The sequence below is a fragment of the Pseudomonas sp. CCOS 191 genome (assembly GCF_001007005.1).
GTDB classification, from domain to species: domain Bacteria; phylum Pseudomonadota; class Gammaproteobacteria; order Pseudomonadales; family Pseudomonadaceae; genus Aquipseudomonas; species Aquipseudomonas soli.
The window spans coordinates 1,538,304-1,557,289 of record NZ_LN847264.1; the positions used below are offsets into that span (position 1 = coordinate 1,538,304).

General features: G+C 65.0%; 9 protein-coding genes and 1 pseudogene. 5 read left to right on the top strand and 5 right to left on the bottom strand.

Features of this window, described 5'->3' with window-relative positions:
• Positions 1–58 precede the first annotated feature (58 nt).
• Together CCOS191_RS06990 and speB are read right to left on the bottom strand one after the other, a co-directional pair.
• On the bottom strand, positions 59–1,438 hold the full coding sequence (locus CCOS191_RS06990; protein ID WP_046854592.1) for a sodium:solute symporter: 1,380 nt from the start codon (positions 1,436–1,438) through the stop codon (positions 59–61).
• A gap of 251 nt (positions 1,439–1,689) precedes the next feature.
• Positions 1,690–2,640, bottom strand: a complete 951-nt coding sequence (gene speB / locus CCOS191_RS07000; protein ID WP_046854594.1) for an agmatinase — start codon at positions 2,638–2,640, stop codon at positions 1,690–1,692.
• Between the two features lie 224 nt (positions 2,641–2,864).
• On the opposite strand from speB, the gene CCOS191_RS07005 reads away from it, so the two are divergent.
• The 4 genes and pseudogenes from CCOS191_RS07005 to CCOS191_RS07015 all read left to right on the top strand — a co-directional run bounded on the left by CCOS191_RS07005 (position 2,865) and on the right by CCOS191_RS07015 (position 6,224).
• Positions 2,865–3,758: a LysR family transcriptional regulator gene (locus CCOS191_RS07005; RefSeq protein ID WP_046854595.1), complete on the top strand. Its 894-nt coding sequence runs from the start codon at positions 2,865–2,867 to the stop codon at positions 3,756–3,758.
• 146 nt (positions 3,759–3,904) lie between these two features.
• Positions 3,905–4,207, top strand: a pseudogene (locus tag CCOS191_RS28675) (PAS domain-containing protein); the annotation flags it as partial.
• 228 nt (positions 4,208–4,435) lie between these two features.
• Entirely contained in the window at positions 4,436–5,464 is a 1,029-nt protein-coding gene (locus CCOS191_RS07010) for a methyl-accepting chemotaxis protein (RefSeq protein WP_442963667.1), read from the top strand.
• Positions 5,465–5,624: 160 nt separating this feature from the next.
• A complete protein-coding gene (locus tag CCOS191_RS07015; protein ID WP_046854597.1) occupies positions 5,625–6,224 on the top strand; it encodes a tRNA-uridine aminocarboxypropyltransferase in 600 nt (199 codons plus the stop codon).
• A 138-nt stretch (positions 6,225–6,362) separates the two neighbouring features.
• On the opposite strand, the gene CCOS191_RS07020 is transcribed toward CCOS191_RS07015, so the two are convergent.
• The 3 genes from CCOS191_RS07020 to CCOS191_RS07030 form a co-directional block, all read right to left on the bottom strand.
• Entirely contained in the window at positions 6,363–7,718 is a 1,356-nt protein-coding gene (locus CCOS191_RS07020) for an HlyD family type I secretion periplasmic adaptor subunit (protein ID WP_046854598.1), read from the bottom strand.
• A gap of 56 nt (positions 7,719–7,774) precedes the next feature.
• A complete protein-coding gene (locus tag CCOS191_RS07025; protein ID WP_156177743.1) occupies positions 7,775–9,910 on the bottom strand; it encodes a type I secretion system permease/ATPase in 2,136 nt (711 codons plus the stop codon).
• 77 nt (positions 9,911–9,987) lie between these two features.
• The gene (locus CCOS191_RS07030) at positions 9,988–11,361 is read right to left on the bottom strand and encodes a TolC family outer membrane protein (protein WP_046857706.1); all 1,374 of its coding nucleotides are present in this window, start codon (positions 11,359–11,361) and stop codon (positions 9,988–9,990) included.
• A 489-nt stretch (positions 11,362–11,850) separates the two neighbouring features.
• Between CCOS191_RS07030 and CCOS191_RS07035 the strand changes: the two genes are divergently transcribed.
• On the top strand, positions 11,851–18,954 hold the full coding sequence (locus CCOS191_RS07035) for a retention module-containing protein (protein ID WP_046854600.1): 7,104 nt from the start codon (positions 11,851–11,853) through the stop codon (positions 18,952–18,954).
• Positions 18,955–18,986 lie beyond the last annotated feature (32 nt).

Genomic DNA, 18,986 nt, shown 5'->3' on the forward strand with positions numbered 1-18,986 from the left:
GCTGGCAAGGCGGCCCCTTTCGCCAGGGGCCGCCTTGCCAGTGATGCGGTTTCAGGTATCAGGCCAGGTTCACCGTTGCCACTGGCTTGCGTGACGCCAGGCTGACCAGCACGAAGCTCGCCAGGCCGATGGCCAGGCTGTAGTAGATCGGCGAGTTGGCGTCCAGGCCGTCCTTGAACATGAAGAACAACGCGGTGGCGAAGCCCAGCGTCATGCTGGCGATGGCCCCGGCGGTGGTTGCGCGCTTCCAGAAGATCGCGCCCATCAGCGGGATCAGCATGCCGCCCACCAGCAGGTTGTAGGCCAGGGTCAGGGCGCTGATCACATCGTTGACCGCCAGGGCGATGCCCAGCACCACCAGGCCGGTGAGCAAGGTGAACAGACGGTTGATGCCCAGGCTCGACTGCTTGCCGCCACGCAGTTTCGGCAGCAGGTCTTCGGTCAGGGTGGTGGAGGCGGCCAGCAGGCCGGCGCTGGCGGTGGACATCATCGCGGCCAGGGCGGCGGCCATCAGCAGGCCACGGATGCCCTCGGGCAGCTGGCCCTTGATCATCTCGGCGAAGGCGTTGTTCGGGTTGGCCAGGTCTGGCATCAGTACATGAGCAGCCATGCCGATCAGCGCGCAGGCCAGGCCGTACAGCACGCAGTAGACACCGGCGGTGGTGCCGGCGCGCTGGCAGACCTTCTCGTCACGGGCGGTGAACACCCGCTGCCAGATGTCCTGGCCGATCAGGATGCCGAAGAAGTAGATCAGGAAGTAGGTGATGATGGTGTCCCAGCCGATGGTGGTCCAGCTGAAGCTGGCCGCCGGCAGCTTGGCCACCAGGGCGTCCCAGCCGCCGGCCTTGTACAGGCACACCGGCAGCAGGATGAACATCAGGCCCACGGTCTTGATCACGAACTGGACGATGTCGGTCAGGGTCAGCGACCACATGCCGCCGATGGTCGAGTACACCACTACCACGCCGCCGCCAAACAGCAAGGCCATCCAGAACGGCACGTCGAGCAATACCTGCAGCACGGTGCCCATGGCCAGGGTCGAGGTCACCGCGATCATCAGCGCGTAGGCAAGCATGATCGCCGCGCTGGCCTGGCGGGCCATCGGGTTGTAGCGGCGCTCCAGCACCTGGGTCACGGTGAAGATCTTCAGGCGCAGCAGCGGCTTGGCCAGGAACAGGTTGAGGGCGATGATCCCCAGGCCCAGGGCGGCGCACAGCCAGAAACCGGAGATGCCGTGTACATAGCCCAGGCGCACGGTGCCGACGGTGGAGGCGCCGCCGAGCACGGTGGTGGCCATGGTGCCCATGTACAGGGTCGGGCCGAGGTTGCGCCCGGCCACCAGGTAGTCTTCGTGGGTCTTCGCGCGCCGCATGCCGTACCAGCCAAGCGCGAGCATGCCGGCGGCATAGATCAGTACAACGATGATGTCCAAGGCCATTGGGGGTCTCCCGATTATCTTTATTATGGCGAGATCGGCCGTCCGGACGGTGCAAGGCGCCCGGCGGTTCTGTCTTGTGTTGGCGGGCCTCTATGGCCCTCCCGAATGGCTCCTGCCGGGGTCAAACTTTCAGGACGTCTATCACTACCCTGTAGGAGCGGCTTCAGCCGCGAAGCAGGCGCCGCCATATCTGGGCACCCGCTTCGCGGGTGATCGCGGCTGAAGCCGCTCCTACAGGGAAGAGGTCCGCCTTAGCGGCGCACCACGCCCGGCAGCACGCAGAGCATTTCGAACAGCAGGTTGGCACCCAGCAACGAGGTGTTGCCGGTGGTGTCGTAGGGTGGGGAAACCTCGACCAGGTCGCAGCCGATCAGGTCCAGGCCGTGGCAGCCGCGGATGATCTCCATCGCCTGGATGGTGGTCAAGCCGCCGATCTCCGGGGTGCCGGTGCCGGGCGCCCAGGCCGGGTCGATGCCGTCGATGTCGAACGACAGGTACACCGGGCCGCCACCGACCTTCTCGCGCACTTCGGCCATCAGCGGCGCCAGCGACTTGTGCCAGCACTCCTCGGCCTGCACCACGCGAAAGCCCTGGCGGCGGCTCCAGTTGAAGTCGTCGGCGGTGTAGCCCTGGGCGCGCAGGCCGATCTGCACCACGCGGTCGCAATCGAGCAGGCCTTCTTCCACGGCGCGGCGGAAGGTGGTGCCGTGGGCGATCTTCTCGCCGAACATGTGGTCGTTGACGTCGGCGTGGGCATCGATGTGGACCAGGCCGATCTTGCCGTGCTTCTTGTGCAGGGCACGCAGGATCGGCAGGGTGATGGTATGGTCGCCGCCCAGGGTCAGCGGGATGACATTGTGCTCGACGATCTCGTCGTAGGCCTCTTCGATGATGCGCACGGCGTCGAGCAGGTTGAAGGTGTTGATCGCCACGTCACCGATGTCGGCCACCGACAGCGAGTCGAACGGGGCGGCGCCGGTGGCCATGTTGTAGGGGCGGATCATCACCGACTCGGCGCGGATCTGCCGCGGGCCGAAGCGGGTGCCGGAACGCAGCGAGGTGCCGATGTCCAGCGGCACGCCGATGAACGCGGCGTCCAGGCCTTCGGCGCTTTGCAGGTGGGGCAGGCGAAGCATGGTGGCGATGCCGCCGAAACGCGGCATTTCGTTGCCGCCCAGTGGTTGGTGGAGAATCTTGTCCACGGTGGGCCTCATCAGTCGGTCGATTGTTCTGTTTGTTCGAACCTGTGCCGCCGCGCGCCTGGATCATCTGGTCATGCTGGCGGGCAGGGACATTTCGCCGCAGTCTGCGCAAGGTAGTGGTCGGGAAGAATCGCTACCGACAAATACTTACTTCAGGATTCTCTGAACTATCGGCCGGCAACCGGGTTAGACTCTGGCGATTTCCACCCTGCGGACCCTGCGCCATGGCTTCATCGCTGCCCGACCTGAAACTGCTGCGCATCTTCGCCAGCGTGGTGCGCCACCAGGGGTTCGCCAATGCCCAGCGCGACCTCAACCTGTCGACCTCGGCGATCAGCACCTACATGAGCCAGCTGGAAAGCGCCCTGGGCATCGTGCTCTGCCACCGTGGCCGGGGCGGCTTCAGCCTGACCAGCAAGGGTGAACTGTTCCACCAGGAGACCTTGCGCCTGCTCGGTGAGCTGGACGGTTTCGAACAGTACGCCGCGGCGCTCAAGGGCGAGCTGCGCGGCACCCTCAACCTGGGGGTGATCGACTCTACCGTTGGCGACAGCGCCCTGCCGCTGGCCGAGGCCATCGGCGCCTACAGCCAGGAACACCCGGCGGTGCACCTGCACCTGTCGGTATCGAGCCCCTACGAACTGCAACTGGGGGTGCAGGACAACCGCCTGGACCTGGCCATCGGCGCGTTCTCCTCGCGCATGAGCGGGCTGGTCTACCAGCCGCTGTACCGCGAGCAGCACTGGCTGTATTGCAGCAGTCGTCACGCGCTGTTCGGCGAGCGGCGCATTCCTGAACCGGTGATCACCCAGCAGCGCATGGTCGGACGGGGCTACTGGAGCCAGGCCGAGCTGGCCAGGCATGGTTTCAAGCACAGCGCGGCCACCGTGGAGAGCATGGAGGCGCAGCTGATCCTGATTCTCTCCGGCGCCTACATCGGCTACCTGCCCGAGCACTACGCCCAGGCCTGGGTCGACAAGGGCGACCTGCGCGTGCTGTCGCCGGCCACGTTCGGCTACCAGGCACCGTTTTCGCTGATCATTCGCCGTGGCCGCAGCCGGGAACCGTTGATCCAGACCTTCCGCGACCTGCTCAAGAGCCAGCTCAACGTAGGGTGAGGACTGTCGCGTTGTGAACATTCCGTCAGGGCGGGCGAATTTCCTACAAAACTTGACCGCTGGCATGCTGGCCTTCTGCTAAATATCTACTTGCTTTGATGATTTTCCCACTCATCTGGATAAGCAAGGGATCGCCAACGATGCGCATGAATTTGCCCGTCACCGAGCACGAAAGAACCTTTCCCCAAGACCAGCGGCTGATCTCCACCACCGACCTGAACAGTCGCATTACCTATTGCAACGACGCATTCGTGGCCATCAGCGGCTTCACCTACGACGAACTGGTCGGCCAGCCACACAACCTGGTGCGTCATCCCGACATGCCGCCGGCGGTCTTCGGGCATATGTGGGACACCATCAAGCAAGGCAAGCCGTGGATGGGCGTGGTCAAGAACCGCGCCAAGAACGGCGATTTCTACTGGGTCAGCGCCTACGTGACGGCGGTGTACGAGAACGGCCGCATCAGTGGCTACGAATCGGTGCGCTCGGTGCCGAGCCGGGAGCAGATCCGCCGGGCGGAAAAGTTGTACGCCCGTCTGCGGGCGGGGCGCTCGCCGGTAGCGCTGGCGGCGCGCCTTGGGCATGGGATCGGCCATGGCTGGCCGCTGATCGGCGCGGGCCTGCTGTCGGCCGCCGCCTACCTGTGGTTGCCCCCCTATGCGGCGCTGGGGGTGTTGATGGCCAGCCTGCTGGCGGCCTGGTACGTGGTCGAGCACCGGCAGAACCAGTCGATCCGCCGTACTCTCGAAGAGCACCCCAAGGCCTTTACCAGCCCGCTGGTGGCCCTGACCTACAGCGACAACCCCGGCCTGCAGGGCCAGCTCGACCTGGCCATCATCAGCGAAGAGGCGCGCCTGCAGACCGCGCTGACCCGCTTGGTGGATGCCGGTGTCGGGGTCAAGTCACGGGCCGCGCAGTCCGCCGGGCTGTCCGATGCCCAGGCGCAGATGCTCGACCGCCAGCGCAGCGAGACCGACCAGTCGGCCACCGCCATCGCGCAGATGGCGGCGACCATCCAGCAGGTGACCCATAACGTGCAGACCACCGCCCACGCCGCCAGCGACGCCGACCAGCTGGCCCAGCAGGGCAGCGACCTGGCGCAGCAGAGTCTGCGCGCCATGGGCAGCATGAACGAAGCAGTCAGCGACATCGGCCAGGCAGTCAATGCCCTGGCCGAGCAGACCCAGTCCATCGGCAGCGTGGTGGATGTGATTACCTCGATTGCCGAGCAGACCAACCTGCTGGCGCTCAATGCCGCCATCGAGGCGGCGCGGGCCGGCGAGCAGGGCAGGGGCTTCGCCGTGGTGGCGGACGAGGTGCGGTCGCTGGCGCAGCGCACCCGCGCCTCGACCGAGGAGATCCACCACATCATCTCCACCCTGCGTTCCGGTGCCGACCGTGCGGTGGCCAGCGCCAGCCGCGGGCAGCAGATCTCCAGCGACAGCGTGCACAGCGTCGAGGCGGTGCAGGAGGCGTTGGCGGGGATCGCCCAGGCCATCAGCCGCATCACCGGCATGAGCCAGCAGATGGCCACGGCGTCGGAGCAGCAGAGCCATGTGGCCGAGGATATCAACCAGCAGATCGTGCGCATCGCCCATTTGTGCGACGAGAGCGCGGGGCAGGCCAAGCAGGGCGCCGAGATCAGCCAGGACCTGGAGCGCATGGCGGAGTACCTGCACAGCCTGGCGGAGCGGTTCAACCGCTGATGCCCGTTGCCTTCATCGCCGGCAAGCCGGCTCCCACAGGGACAGTGCAAGGCTTGAGGTTTGCGCGGTCGGTGTGGGAGCCGGCTTGCCGGCGAAAGGCCCGCAAAGCGGGCCCAAATTTCCAGCCTGTGGCAAAATCCCTCCTCCAACGGAGACCCCCATGCCCAGACCTCGCTGCGAGCGCTGCCAGCGCCCGCTTGCCCACTGCCTCTGCCCACTGATCCCGCACCTGGACAGCCGTACCCGCGTGGTCGTGCTGCAACACCCCAGTGAAACCGCCCACGCCCTGAACACGGCACGCCTGGCGGCCCTTGGGTTAGTGAATGCAGAGTTGCGGATCGGCGAGGTGTTCGATGACCTGGAGATATTGCTGGCGACACCGGGTTATCGCCCGGTCCTGTTGTTCCCAGGTGATGAGGCAGAGGTCTTGCAGGCATACGGGCAGGGCGATGATCTGCCATTGCTGCTGATCGTACCCGACGGCACCTGGCGCAAGGCACGCAAGATGCTCTACCTGAACCCGCAGCTGGAAGCGTTGCCACGGGTGACGCTGGGCGAAGTCCTGCCTTCGCGCTACCGGTTGCGCAAGGCACCTGAGCCAGGCGCCGTATCCACCCTCGAGGCGATCGTGCAGGCGCTGAACGTGCTGGAAGCGCCTGCTGGCTTCGATGCGTTGTTGCACCCGTTCGAGGCCTTGATCGACGGGCAGATCGCAGCCATGGGCGCCGAGACGTTTCAACGGAATCATGGGCAGGACTGAGCTAATGACGCATTGCTTTGGGCAGACCTCTGTAGGAGCGGCTTTAGCCGCGATCACCCGCGAAGCGGGTTCCAGGCACCGCGTCGCCGGCATCGCGGCTGAAGCCGCTCCTACAGGAGTTCCTGCTATGACGGGAAGTTACCGCTCGCGCAACGCCTCTGTCCGGGCCTTCATCACCGGCTTCAACAGATAGTCCAGCACGCTCTTCTGCCCGGTAATGATGTCCACCGTGGCGACCATCCCCGGGATGATCAGCAGCGGCTTGTTGTCGCCACCCAAGTGGTTCTTGTCGGTGCGCACCTGGATCAGGTAGAACGCATTGCCCTTGTCGTCGGTGACGGTGTCCGCGCCGATCAGCTCCAGCTTGGCCTTGAGCCCGCCATAGATGGTGTAGTCGTAGGCGCTGAACTTGACCATCGCGGTCTGTCCAGGATGCAGGAACGCCACGTCCTGCGGCCTTACCTTGGCCTCGATCAGCAGGTTGTCCTCGATCGGCACGATCTCCACCAGGTCGCTGCCGGGCTGCACCACGCCGCCGATGGTGTTGACCTTGAGCAGCTTGACGATGCCGCGCACCGGCGACACCACGGTGGTGCGGTTGACCCGGTCGTCGATGGCGATGCTGGTGGCGGTGATCTTCGACAGTTCGGTGCGTTTGTCGTTGAGCTCCTTGGCGGCGTCGGAGCGGAAGCTTGCGTCCGATTCCTGGATCTTGCTGCGGATCTCGGCGATCGCCGCTTCGGCGCGAGGGATGGCCAGGTTGGTCGCGTTCAGTTGGCCGCGCGCCTCGACGCTGCGCTGCTTGAGGCGCAGGATCTCCACCGGGGAGATGGCGCCCTTGCTCACCAGCGGCGAGGACATGTCCAGTTCCTGCTGCAACAGGCCCACTGCCGAGCGGTACTGGTCGACCTTGGAACGGAACTCGGCCAGCTCCTGGGTCTTCTGCCGCAGCTGTTCATTGAGGGTCTGCTTCTCGCTGGTCAGGCGGCGCTGGCGCGATTCGTACAGCGCGGCCTCGTCCTCGGCCACCTGCGGCGCCTTGGCGCGTACTTCGCTCGACAGCACGAAGGGGCGGCCTTCGGATTCGGCCGACAGGCGTTCCACCTGCGCGCTGAGTGCATAGCGGTCGGCCTCGCTTTCACCCTTGTTCGACTTGAAGCGCGTGTCATCCAGGCGCAGGAGGGTGGCGCCCTTGTCGACCATCTGCCCCTCGCGCACGAAGATCTCGGTGACGATGCCGCCTTCGAGGTTCTGCACCACCTGCACCTTGCTCGACGGGATGGCCTTGCCTTCGCCGACGGTGACTTCGTCGAGCACCGCGAAGTTGGCCCAGACCAGCGCCACCAGCAGCAGGATCGCCGCCAGCCACACGGTCAGGCGCGACAGGCTGGGCGACTCCTGCAGGGTGGCGCCGGCCAGCTCTGGCATATAGTCGCGTTCGGCGCGGCTGTCGCCGCCCTGGAGGTAGCTGCGCACGCTGTGGCTGATGGGCATGTTCTACCTCCGATGCAGGCCGGGGCCCGCTCCCACAGGGATTCAACAGTGTTGGTTCACAGCGCCGCGCCGATACGGCCCTTGCGCAGCGCGTCGATGACCGCATCCTTCGGCCCGTCGGCAACGATCTTGCCGTTGTCCAGTACCAGCAGCCGGTCCACCAGGCTGAGCATCGAGGTGCGGTGGGTGACCAGCAGCAGGGTCTTGCCGGGCACCCAGTTCAGCAGGCGCTGGCGCAGTTGCTCCTCGCTGCTGTTGTCCATGTGGCTGGTGGGTTCGTCGAGTATCAGGATCGGCGGCTCCAGCAGCAGGGCCCGAGCCAGCAGCACGGCCTGGCGCTGGCCGCCGGAGAGCAGCTGGCCGCGCTCGCCCACCGGGCGGTCGAAGCCTTGCGGGTGCTGGCGGGCCAGCTCGCTGACACCGGTCAGCTCGGCCACCTCGAGCATGCGCGCGTCGCTGACGTGCCGTGCGCCGAGGGTGAGGTTGTCGCGCAGGCTGCCGGCCAGCAGCGGCAGGTCGTGCGCCACGTAGCCGAGCTGGCTGCGCAGGTCGCTGATATCCAGTTGGCGCAGATCGAGGTTGTCCAGCAGCACCTGGCCTTCGTCGGGGTGATGGAAGCCCATCAACAGCCGGGCAAGGGTGCTCTTGCCCGAGCCGCTGCGGCCGATGATGCCGATGCGCTCGCCCGGCTTGAGGGTGGCGCTCACGTCGTTGAGGGCTGGCGCCGTTTGCCCGGCATAGCGGAAGGTGGCGTGGTTGATGGTGATGCCACCTTGCAGCGCGGTGTGCTCCAGCGCCTGGTGCTCGGCCTCGCGCTCCTGGGGCAGGCTCATCAGGGCGTCGGTGCTGCGCATGGTCAGCTGGGCCTGCTGGTAGCGGGTGATCAGCCCGGCGATCTGGCCGAGCGGGGCGAGCACCCGGCTGCCAAGCATGTAGCTGGCCACCAGCGCGCCGACACTGAGGTTGCCGGCGATGATGCTGTACACCCCGGCGACGATCGTCGCCATGCCGCAGAACTGCTGGATGAACAGCGTGCCGTTGCTGGCCAGCGACGACAGGTTGCGGGCATGGGCGTCGAGGCGGGCGATGGCGCCGTTGGTGTGTTCCCACTGGTACTGGCGTTCGCTTTCGGCGCCGCAGGCCTTCAGGGTTTCCAGGCCGCCGAGGGTCTCGATCAGCAGCGCCTGGCGCACCGCGCCGAGGCTCAGGCTTTTTTGCACGGTGTCGCGCAGGCGCACCTGGATGAACAGCGCCAGGCCTACCGCCAGTGGGAAGGCGATCAGCGGGATCACCACCAGCCAGCCTCCGAGCAAGCCGATCACCAGCAGCATCAGGGCCACGAACGGCAGGTCAATGATGCTGGTCAGGGTGACGGCGGTGAGGAATTCGCGCAGCCCCTGGAAGTCATGGATGCTCTGGGCGAAGCCACCGATGGTGGCCGGGCGCGCCTTCATGCTCATGCCGGTGATGCGTTCGAACAAGGTGGCGGAGAGGATCAGGTCGGTCTTCTTGCCGGCCTGGTCCAGCAGGTGGGCGCGAACCATGCGCAGCACCAGTTCGAAGGCGGTGCCGATGAACAAGCCGGCGACCAGCACCCACAGGGTGGACAGCGCCTGGTTGGGGACCACGCGGTCGTAGGTCTGCATGACGAACAGCGGCACCATCAGGCCCAGCAGGTTGATCAGCAGGCTGGCCAGCAGGGCATCGCTGTACAGCCAGCGGGAGTGGCGCAGGGTGTCGCGGAACCAGGCGTTGACCCGCGGGATCAGCGGCGCACGCACGTCCTCCAGGGTATGCCGGGGGCGGGCGAACAGGGCCTGGCCGCTGTAGACCTCGGCCAAGGCCTCGCGCTCGACCCACTGCTCACCGCCTTCGGCCTCGCAGGGCAGCAGCAATGCCCGGCCGTTTTCGCCCCAGCGTTGCAGCACGGCGCTGCGGCCGTCATCGAGGATCAGCAGCACCGGCAGGTTGAGTGGGGAAATGGCGTCCAGGTCACGCCGCAGCACGCGAGCCTGCAACCCGGCACGCGCGGCGGCGCGGGGCAGCAGGCCCAGGGCCAGGCGTTGCTCGGCCAGTGGCAGGCCACTGCACAGGCTGGCACGGCTGGCCGTGCAGCCATGCAGCTTGCACAGGATCAGCAGGCCATCGAGCAACGGATCATCAACATCCAGGCGCGGTTGCGCGCTTTGCATACTGGTCACGATGGCCTACTCCTGCCGCGGTGGACGGGAAATGGGCGCTGGCGAAAAGTCCCTTGTCTCGTCAGAACCTAACGCATGTCAGGCAACTTCGCCTCGTTGCGCACTTCGGTCTTGGCGATGGCTTCCGGCGGCAGCGAGATACGCTGCTTGCTCAGCAGCTCGCCCATGGTCGCCAGGACCCGGTACATGGAGAACTCTTCGGTATAGCGCACCTCGGTGTAGCGACGGTTGGCGTTGTACAGCTCGTTCTCGCTGTCGAGCACGTCGAGCAGGGTGCGCTGGCCCAGGCCGAACTGGTCCTGGTAGGCGGCACGCACGCGCTGGGTGGTCTCGGCGTACTCGCGGGCGCTCGGGGTCTGCTTGCGGGCGTTGTTCATCGCGTTCCAGGCCAGGCTGAGGTTTTCGTTCAGCTCGCGCAGGGCATTGTTGCGGATGTCCATCGCCTGGTTGATCTTGTGCGCGTCCGACTGCAGGCGGGCCTTGTCGCTGCCGCCGCGGAACAGGTTGTAGCTGAGCTCGACGCCGGCCTGCCAGTCATTGTTGTCATGCCCTTTCTGGCCGCCGATGTTGTTGTTGGCACCGGTGGCCAGCACTGCATCCAGGCGCGGGTAGAAGGGCGACTTGGCCACTTCGTACTGCTGCTCGGCGGAGCGCACGTCAGCCTGCGCCGACTTGAGGTAGGGGTTGTTCTCCAGCATGCCCTGGCGGGCATTGAGCAGGTCGCCCGGCACTTCGCCCTTGATCGTGACGGGAGTTTCCAGCTCATCGGGCAGGCGCCCGACTACGCTGTAGAAGTTGGCCTCGGCGTCGGCCAGGTCGACCTCGGCGGTGTCCAGGTTGTTTTCGGCCAGGGCGCGACGGGCGCGGGACTGGTCGAGGTCGGCGGTGCTGCCCACGCCGCGTTCGCTGCGCAGGCCGATCTGGTCGTTGACCCGCAGGTGGGCCTGCAGGTTGTTCTTGGCCAGGGTTACCAGTTCACGGCGCTTGAGTACCTCGAGGTAGACCTCGATGGCGCGCAGGGCGATGCTCTCGGCGGTGGCCTGGGTGTAGTAGGCGCGCGAGGTGGCCACCGCTTCGGTGCGGGCGACCTCGTTGGAGGTATTGAAGCCGTCGAACAGCATCTGCCGCAGACGCAGCTCGGATTGGGTGTAGTTGAGCGTTTCCTTGTTGTGGTTACGCGTGCCGTCCGGGTTGAAGCCGCGGGTATTGGTGTTGTCCGAACGTTGCCGGCCGTAGCCTGCGACCAGATCGACGGTTGGGTAGTACCCCCCGCGGGCGAACTTCACATCCTCGTCGGCCGACAGCCTGCTGTTGCGGCTGGCACTGATCTCGGGATGCTGGTCCACGGCGTTCTGGACAGCCTCGGTAATCGACATCGCCTGACTGTTGGCACACGCCATGGCCAACAAAATCGCACTGGTGATGGGGGTTAAAGCGCGCATGGGGTACATCTCCCTGGTCTTGAATAATGTCCTGCGATTCGCCAAAAAAATGACGAAATATTAGAATCAAACCGTTTCAGGTTTGTAACAACAGAGCTAAGAACATTTACCGGGCGAGCTAAGAAGATTTTTTCATAAGATATATGCGAAAAAAAACTTATGCGGTCTAAGGAATCCGGGACATTGTTTCATTCAGGTGGTTACGGGAATTGGCTGGGACAGGCGATTTTCGGGCCTTGGTGAAAGTTCCAGATTTTTTGCAGCTAAGGAGACAGGGGAGGAAGGCGAAAGCGGAATTTGGCGACAAAAAAATGGCACTCAATAATGGCCATTCGCCCTGTCCACTATCGCGGCAGTCGTCACAAGGAGCGTGGTTTCTCACGAACGTGACAGCAACGGTTCCAACAACCATGGCACTCGGAACCTTGCGCACATTACCCGGCACGCCTTGATCTGCGAAAAGCCCATCGGCAGGGGAGGCGTACGCTCATGGCTAAATTAGTCGGTGTGGTCGGCAAGGTAGTCGGCCAGGTATTCGCGGTGGGCGATGACGGTCATCGCCGTCTGTTGGTGGAAGGGGATCGTCTGTTTGCCGGCGAGCAACTGGAGACCGGGAGCGAGGGTGCGGTGGCGGTGCGCTTGCAAAACGGTGCCGAGCTGACCCTGGGCCGTGGCAGCAGCCTGGAGATGACCCCCGACCTGCTGGCCGATCGCGCTCCTCATGTACAGGCGCCGGACGCGCAGCCCAGCAACGCCCAGCTCAGTGACGTCGAGCAACTGCAAAAAGCCATTGCCGCAGGCGCCGACCCCACGCAGGAAGCCGAAGCGACCGCGGCGGGCGGCAACCCAGGTGGCGTATCGGGTGCGCTCGGTGGCGGCCACAGTTTCGTGATACTGACCGAGGTGGCCGGTCGGGTGGATCCCACCATCGGTTTCCCTACGGCGGGCTTCAACGGCTTCCCTTTGCTGGCCAACCTCGAGCTTGGTGGCCTCGATGGCAATGACGCGGCGCCCCTGCCGGCCGGCGCGCCACTCGCCGACAATCCGGTCAGCCTCACCGGCCTGGATGTCAGCCCTGCCGAGTTGATCCTGGACGAGGCGAACCTGCCCCAGGGCTCGGCCAGCAATCCTGCGGCCTTGACCCAGTCGGGCAGCTTCACGGTGGTTGCCGCCGATGGCGTGTTCAACCTCAGTGTCGGTGGCATCAATGTGGTCACCGCGGGCGTGGTGACCGGCGTCGGCCAGTCCATCGTCACCGGGCTCGGCAATGTGCTGACCATCACGGGCTACAACCCGGCCACGGGCGTAGTGAGCTACAGCTACACCCTGACCGGCGCGGAACATCATCCGGACGGTGCCGGGACCAATACGCTGGGCGAGCAGTTCTCGGTGCTGGTCAGCGACACTGATGGCGATGTGGCCAGCGGCACGCTGGACGTTATCGTTCGTGACGATGTGCCCAGGGCTGTGAATGACAGCAATGCCAGCACCGCCACCGAACAGCATCTGGAGCTCAGCGGCAATGTGCTGACCAACGATATCCAGGGCGCGGACCGCATCCCCAGCGGCCCGGTGGTGGCCGGTACCTTCGTCGGCACCTACGGCACCCTGGTGCTGGCGGCGGATGGTTCCTACACCTACACCCTCAATACCAACGATCCGGACTTCAAGAACCTGCACGGTGGCGGCAGTGGGGTGGAGAACTTCACCTACACCCTGAAAGACGCCGACGGCGACACCAGCACCGCGACCCTGACCCTCAACGTCAGCAACCTCGATGACCCGGTGACCCTTGGCGGCCTGGACGTCAATGGCGGCGAGCTGACCGTCTACGAGAAGAACCTGGCCGACGGCAGTGCACCTAATCCCGGTGCGCTGACGCAGAGCGGCACCTTCACGGTGGCGGCGCCCGATGGCCTGCAGACCTTGAGCGTCGGCGGCATCAACGTGGTCAGTGGCGGCGTGGCGGCAAGTTTCCCGCAGTCGATCACCACGGCGCTGGGCAACACCCTGACGATCACCGGTTACAACCCGGCCACGGGTGTGATCAGCTACAGCTACACCTTGCTGGACAACGAGAGCCACGCCAACGGCGACGGCGCCAACAGCCTGTCCGAGCATTTCACCGTCACCGCCACGGACACCGATGGCAGCACGGCCACTGGTTCGCTGGACGTGAACATCATCGACGACCTGCCCAAGGCCAATCCGGATGCGGCCAGTGTCGTCGAAGGGGGCACGGTCAGCGGCAACGTGCTGGACAACGATACGTCCGGCGCGGACGTACGGGCCGATGGTCGTTACGTGGTGGGTGTGCGAGCCGGCTCCGACACCTCGACATCGGCCAGTGGCCAATTGGGCGATCCGGTCCAGGGCCAGTACGGTTACCTGACCCTCGATGCCCAAGGCAACGCCACCTATCACGCCAACCCCAATGCCGTGGCGCCGGCGGGTGCCACGGATGTCTTCGTCTATACCGTGCGTGACAGTGACGGCGACGAAAGCACCACCACCATTACCATCGACGTGCGCGATTGCTCGCTGATCGCCGGCCCTGACAGCGAGGTCACGGTCTACGAGAAAGCACTTGACCTGAACAAGGATGGCAACGACCTGGCAGGCGGCAATGTTACCGGAAGTGAACCGGGCTCCACCGGCGAGACGGCCAGCGGTTCGTTGGCCAGTTCCGTCAGCGGTGGCGTGGGCGGGCTGACCTTCACCTTGGTCGGTAACGCCACCGGCCAGTATGGCCAGATCCAACTGAATTCGGACGGCACCTACACCTACACCTTGACCTCTGCGCCGAACTCGCCGAATCACGTCAACGACGGCCCGAATGTGCTGACGGAATCCTTTACCTATCAGGTCAAGGATTCGCTCGGCAACACCACCACCAGCACCATAGTGATCAGCATCGTCGACGACGTGCCCAAGGCTCACAGCGACTTTGCCAATGTCTACGAAGGCGGCACGGTCAGCGGCAATGTGCTGGTCAACGATGTGACCGGCGCCGATGTGCGGGCCGACGGGCAGTATGTGGTCGGCGTGCGAGCCGGCAGCGACACCTCGACCTCGGCCATAGGCCAGCTGGGCAGCAACGTGGTGGGGCAATATGGCTACCTGACGCTCGATGCCCAGGGCAATGCCACCTATCACGCCAATCCCGATTCGGTGGCACCGGCCGGTGCCACGGACGTGTTCGTCTACACCATCCGCGATGCCGATGGCGACGAAAGCACCACCACCATCACCATCAACGTGCACGACAACTCCCTGGTTGCCTGCCCGGATGACACGGCCAAGGTCTACGAGAAGGCGCTGGACCTGACCAAGGACGGCAACGACCTGGCAGCGGGCAATGTCACCGGCAGCGATCCGCAATCCAGTGCGGAAACCACCAGTGGGTCGCTGGCAGGTTCTGTCAGCGGCGGTATCGGTGCCTTGACCTTCACCCTGGTCGGCAATGCCACCGGCCAGTATGGCCAGATCCAGCTGAACGCGGATGGTTCCTACACCTACACCCTGACCTCGGCGCCGAACTCGCCCAACCACGTCAACGATGGCCCGAACGTGGTTACCGAGAGCTTCACCTACCAAGTGAAGGACTCACTCGGCAACACCACCACCAGCACCATCGTGATCAGCATCGTCGACGACGTGCCCAAGGCCCATAGCGATTTCGCCAATGTCTACGAAGGCGGCACGGTCAGCGGCAATGTGCTGGTCAACGACGTGGTTGGTGCCGATGTGCGTGCCGATGGGCAGTATGTGGTCGGCGTGCGCGCCGGCAGCGATACCTCGACCTCGGCCATCGGCCAGCTGGGCAGCAACGTGGCGGGGCAATATGGCTACCTGACGCTCGACGCCCAGGGCAATGCCACCTACCACGCCAACCCCAATGCGGTGGCGCCAGCCGGTGCCACGGACGTGTTCGTCTACACCATCCGCGATGCCGATGGCGATGAAAGCACCACCACCCTCACCATCGATGTGCACGACATTTCGCTGGTGGCCTGCCCGGACGAGACGGCCAAGGTCTACGAGAAAGCCCTGGACCTGACCAAGGACGGCAACGACCTGGCTGCGGGCAATGTCACCGGCAGCGACCCGCACGCCACCACGGAAACCACCAGCGGTTCGCTGGCAGGCTCGGTCAGCGGCGGTATCGGTGCCTTGACCTTCACCCTGGTCGGCAATGCCACCGGCCAGTATGGCCAGATCCAGTTGAACAGCGATGGCAGCTATACCTACACCCTGACCTCGGCGCCGAACTCGCCCAACCACGTCAACGATGGCCCGAACGTGGTCACCGAGAGCTTCACCTACCAGGTCAAGGATTCGCTCGGCAACACCACCACCAGCACCATCGTGGTCAGCATCGTCGACGACGTGCCCAAGGCCCATTGCGACGTGGCTTCGGTCAAGGAGGGGGCCAGTGTCAGCGGCAACGTGCTGGACAACGACGTGGTCGGCGCCGATGTGCGTGCCGACGGGCAGTACGTGGTCGGTGTGCGCGCCGGCTCCGACACCTCTACCTCGGCCATCGGCCATGTCGGCGACACCATCGTCGGCCAGTACGGCTACCTGACCCTGGACAGCCAGGGCAACGCCACCTACCACGCCAACCCCGACAGCGTGCCGGCCGCCGGCGCGACCGACAGCTTCGTCTACACCATCCGTGACGCCGACGGCGACGAGAGCACCACGACCATTCGCATCAATGTGCAGGACAGCAAGCTGGTGGCGTGCGAGGACAACGACGTCACCGTGTATGAAAAAGCCTTGGACCTGCACAAGGACGGCAATGACCTGGCCGCTGGCACCGTCACCGGCAGCGATCCGGGCTCCACTGGCGAGACGGCCTCCGGCAGCCTGGTCGGTTCGGTCCAGGGCGGCGTCGGCGCGCTGACCTACAGCCTGGTTGGCAATGCCGTGGGCCAGTACGGGCAGATCCAACTCAATGCCGACGGTTCCTACACCTACACCCTGACCTCGGCGCCGAAGACCCCGGGTGGTGCCAACGACGGCGCCAACACCGTCAACGAGTACTTCACCTACAAGGCTACCGACGCCTTGGGCAACAGCGTCACCAGCACCATTGCCATCAACATCGTCGACGATATGCCGACGGTGCAGTGCGCGGTACGCAGCATCACGCCCGGCCAGGTGGACTCCAACATCCTGCTGGTGGTGGATGTGTCCAGCAGCATGGCGGCAAGCTCCGGCGTGCCGGGGCTGACCCGCCTGGAACTGGCCAAGCAGGCGATCAATGCCTTGCTCGACAAGTACGACGAGATGGGCGACATCAAGGTGCAGATCGTCACCTTCGGCACCGGTGCGCAGGTGCAGACCCCGGTGTGGGTCACGATCGGCGAGGCCAAGAACCTGATCGCCGGGCTCAGCCCAGGTGGCTCGACCTACTACGATTCGGCGGCGACCAAGGCCCAGGAAGCCTTCGCCACCACCGGCAAGCTGGTAGGCGCGCAGAACATCAGCTACTTCTTCTCCGACGGTGAGCCCACCAATGGTCATGCCATGACCGCGCCACGGGAAGCCGCCTGGGAATCCTTCCTCGACAGCAACGGCATCAAGTCCTACGCCATCGGCATGGGCAGCGGGGTCAACGAGGGCAACCTCAATCCGCTGGCCTACGACGGCAGCAGCCATACTGACACCAACTCGGTGGTGGTCACCGACCTCAGCCAGCTGAGTGCGGTGCTCTCCGGCACGGTGCAGGGCGCGCCGATTACCGGCAGCCTCATGAGCGGCGGCGATTTCGGGGCTGATGGCGGCTTCATCAAGGCGCTGCTGGTCGATGGCACCACCTACACCTACGATCCGAAGGCCAATGCCGGGCAGGGCGGTTACGCGGCCAGTGGCGGCGCGGACAAAGCCACCTTCGACACCGTGAGCAACAACCTGAGCATCAAGACCGGGCTGGGCGGCACCCTGGTGGTGAACATGGACAACGGCGAGTTCACCTACACGCCACCGAAGGACAACGGCAGCGGCCAGGTGGAGAAGTTCGGCTTCACCGCCAGCGACAACGACGGCGATACCCGCAGTGCCAGCCTGACGGTCAACATCAACAGCAATGGCGCGCCGGTCGCGGGTGCCGACCACATCATCACCAATATCAAGGGCGCCACCCTGACGGTGCCGGCAGAGGCGCTGCTGGCCAATGACCGCGACCCGGACCACGACACCCTGAGTGCCGCGCCGACCACCTTCAATACCAACTTCGCCGACAAGGGCGCAGGCTTCACGGCGGGCACCCAGGCGCAGACCATCAAGTTCGATGCCTCCGCCAACAAGGCCGAGAACCAGTTGCGCGACCTGGCCCGCAGCGAGTTCACCAGCCTCAACGGCAGCATGACCGCTGCCCTGGTGGTGGCTGGTTACCTGGGCTCGATCAGCACCGCCAATGCCAATGACGAGGACACCCTGACGGTGACCCTGCGCAAGGGCGAAACCCTGACCCTCGACCATGACCGGCCTGCGGGCAACCTGCTGATGGAATGGAAGGATGCCAGTGGCAGCTACCAGACCATCGCCGATGGCGGCAGCTTCACGGCCACCCATGACGGGGTGTATAGCATCCATGTGATCAATACCGAGAACGCCGCCGGCAACAGCAAGGCAGCCGAGAACTACAAGCTGAGCCTGGTGGTGGACTACAGCAATGCCAGCAACGAGGACTATCACGGCAGCTACACCGTCAGCGACAACCATGGCGGCTACGGCACCGGAGCGGTGGATATCACTTACCAGGCCGGCAACACCCTTACCGGCACCGGCGGTGACGATGTACTGCTGGCCGGGGCCGGCGATACCACCCTCAACGGTGGTGCCGGTAACGATGTGCTGGTGGCGGGGGCGGGCAACAACAGCCTGCACGGTGGTGATGGCGACGACCTGCTGATCGGTGGTCCTGGCAACGACCTGCTCGACGGCGGAGCCGGCAATGACACTGCCAGCTACGCCAAGGCCACCGCTGGCGTGATCGTGGACCTTGGCCATGTCGGGCAGCAGAACACCGTCGGCGCCGGGCTGGACACCCTCAGCGGTATCGAGAACCTGATCGGCTCGGACTACAACGACACCTTGACCGGCAATGACGGTGACAACCTGCTCAACGGCGGCGCGGGCAACGATGTGCTCAAGGGCGGTGCCGGCAACGACATCCTGATTGGCGGGCCGGGCAACGACACCCTGACCGGTGGCAGTGGCAACGACAGCTTTGTCTGGCAGAAGGGCGATACCGGGCATGACACCGTGACCGACTTCACCCCCGGCAGCGATCGCCTGGATCTGTCGCAACTGCTACAGGGCGAGAACGCCACCAGCGCCTCGCTGGACGACTACCTGCACTTCAAGGTCAGCGGCAGCGGCGTCAATGTGGTGTCGACCATCGAGGTCAGCAGCGTCGCTGGCGCGGCGCCGACCCAGACCATCGACCTGGCCGGAGTGGACCTGGCGCAGCATTACGGGGTGTCGGCCGGGGCGGGCGGGCTGATCGCGGCCGGGCATGACACCGCGACCATCATCAACGGCATGCTCAATGACCATTCGTTGAAGGTGGATACGGTGTAAGCCAGCAGCCCATCGCGGGGCAAGCCCGCCCC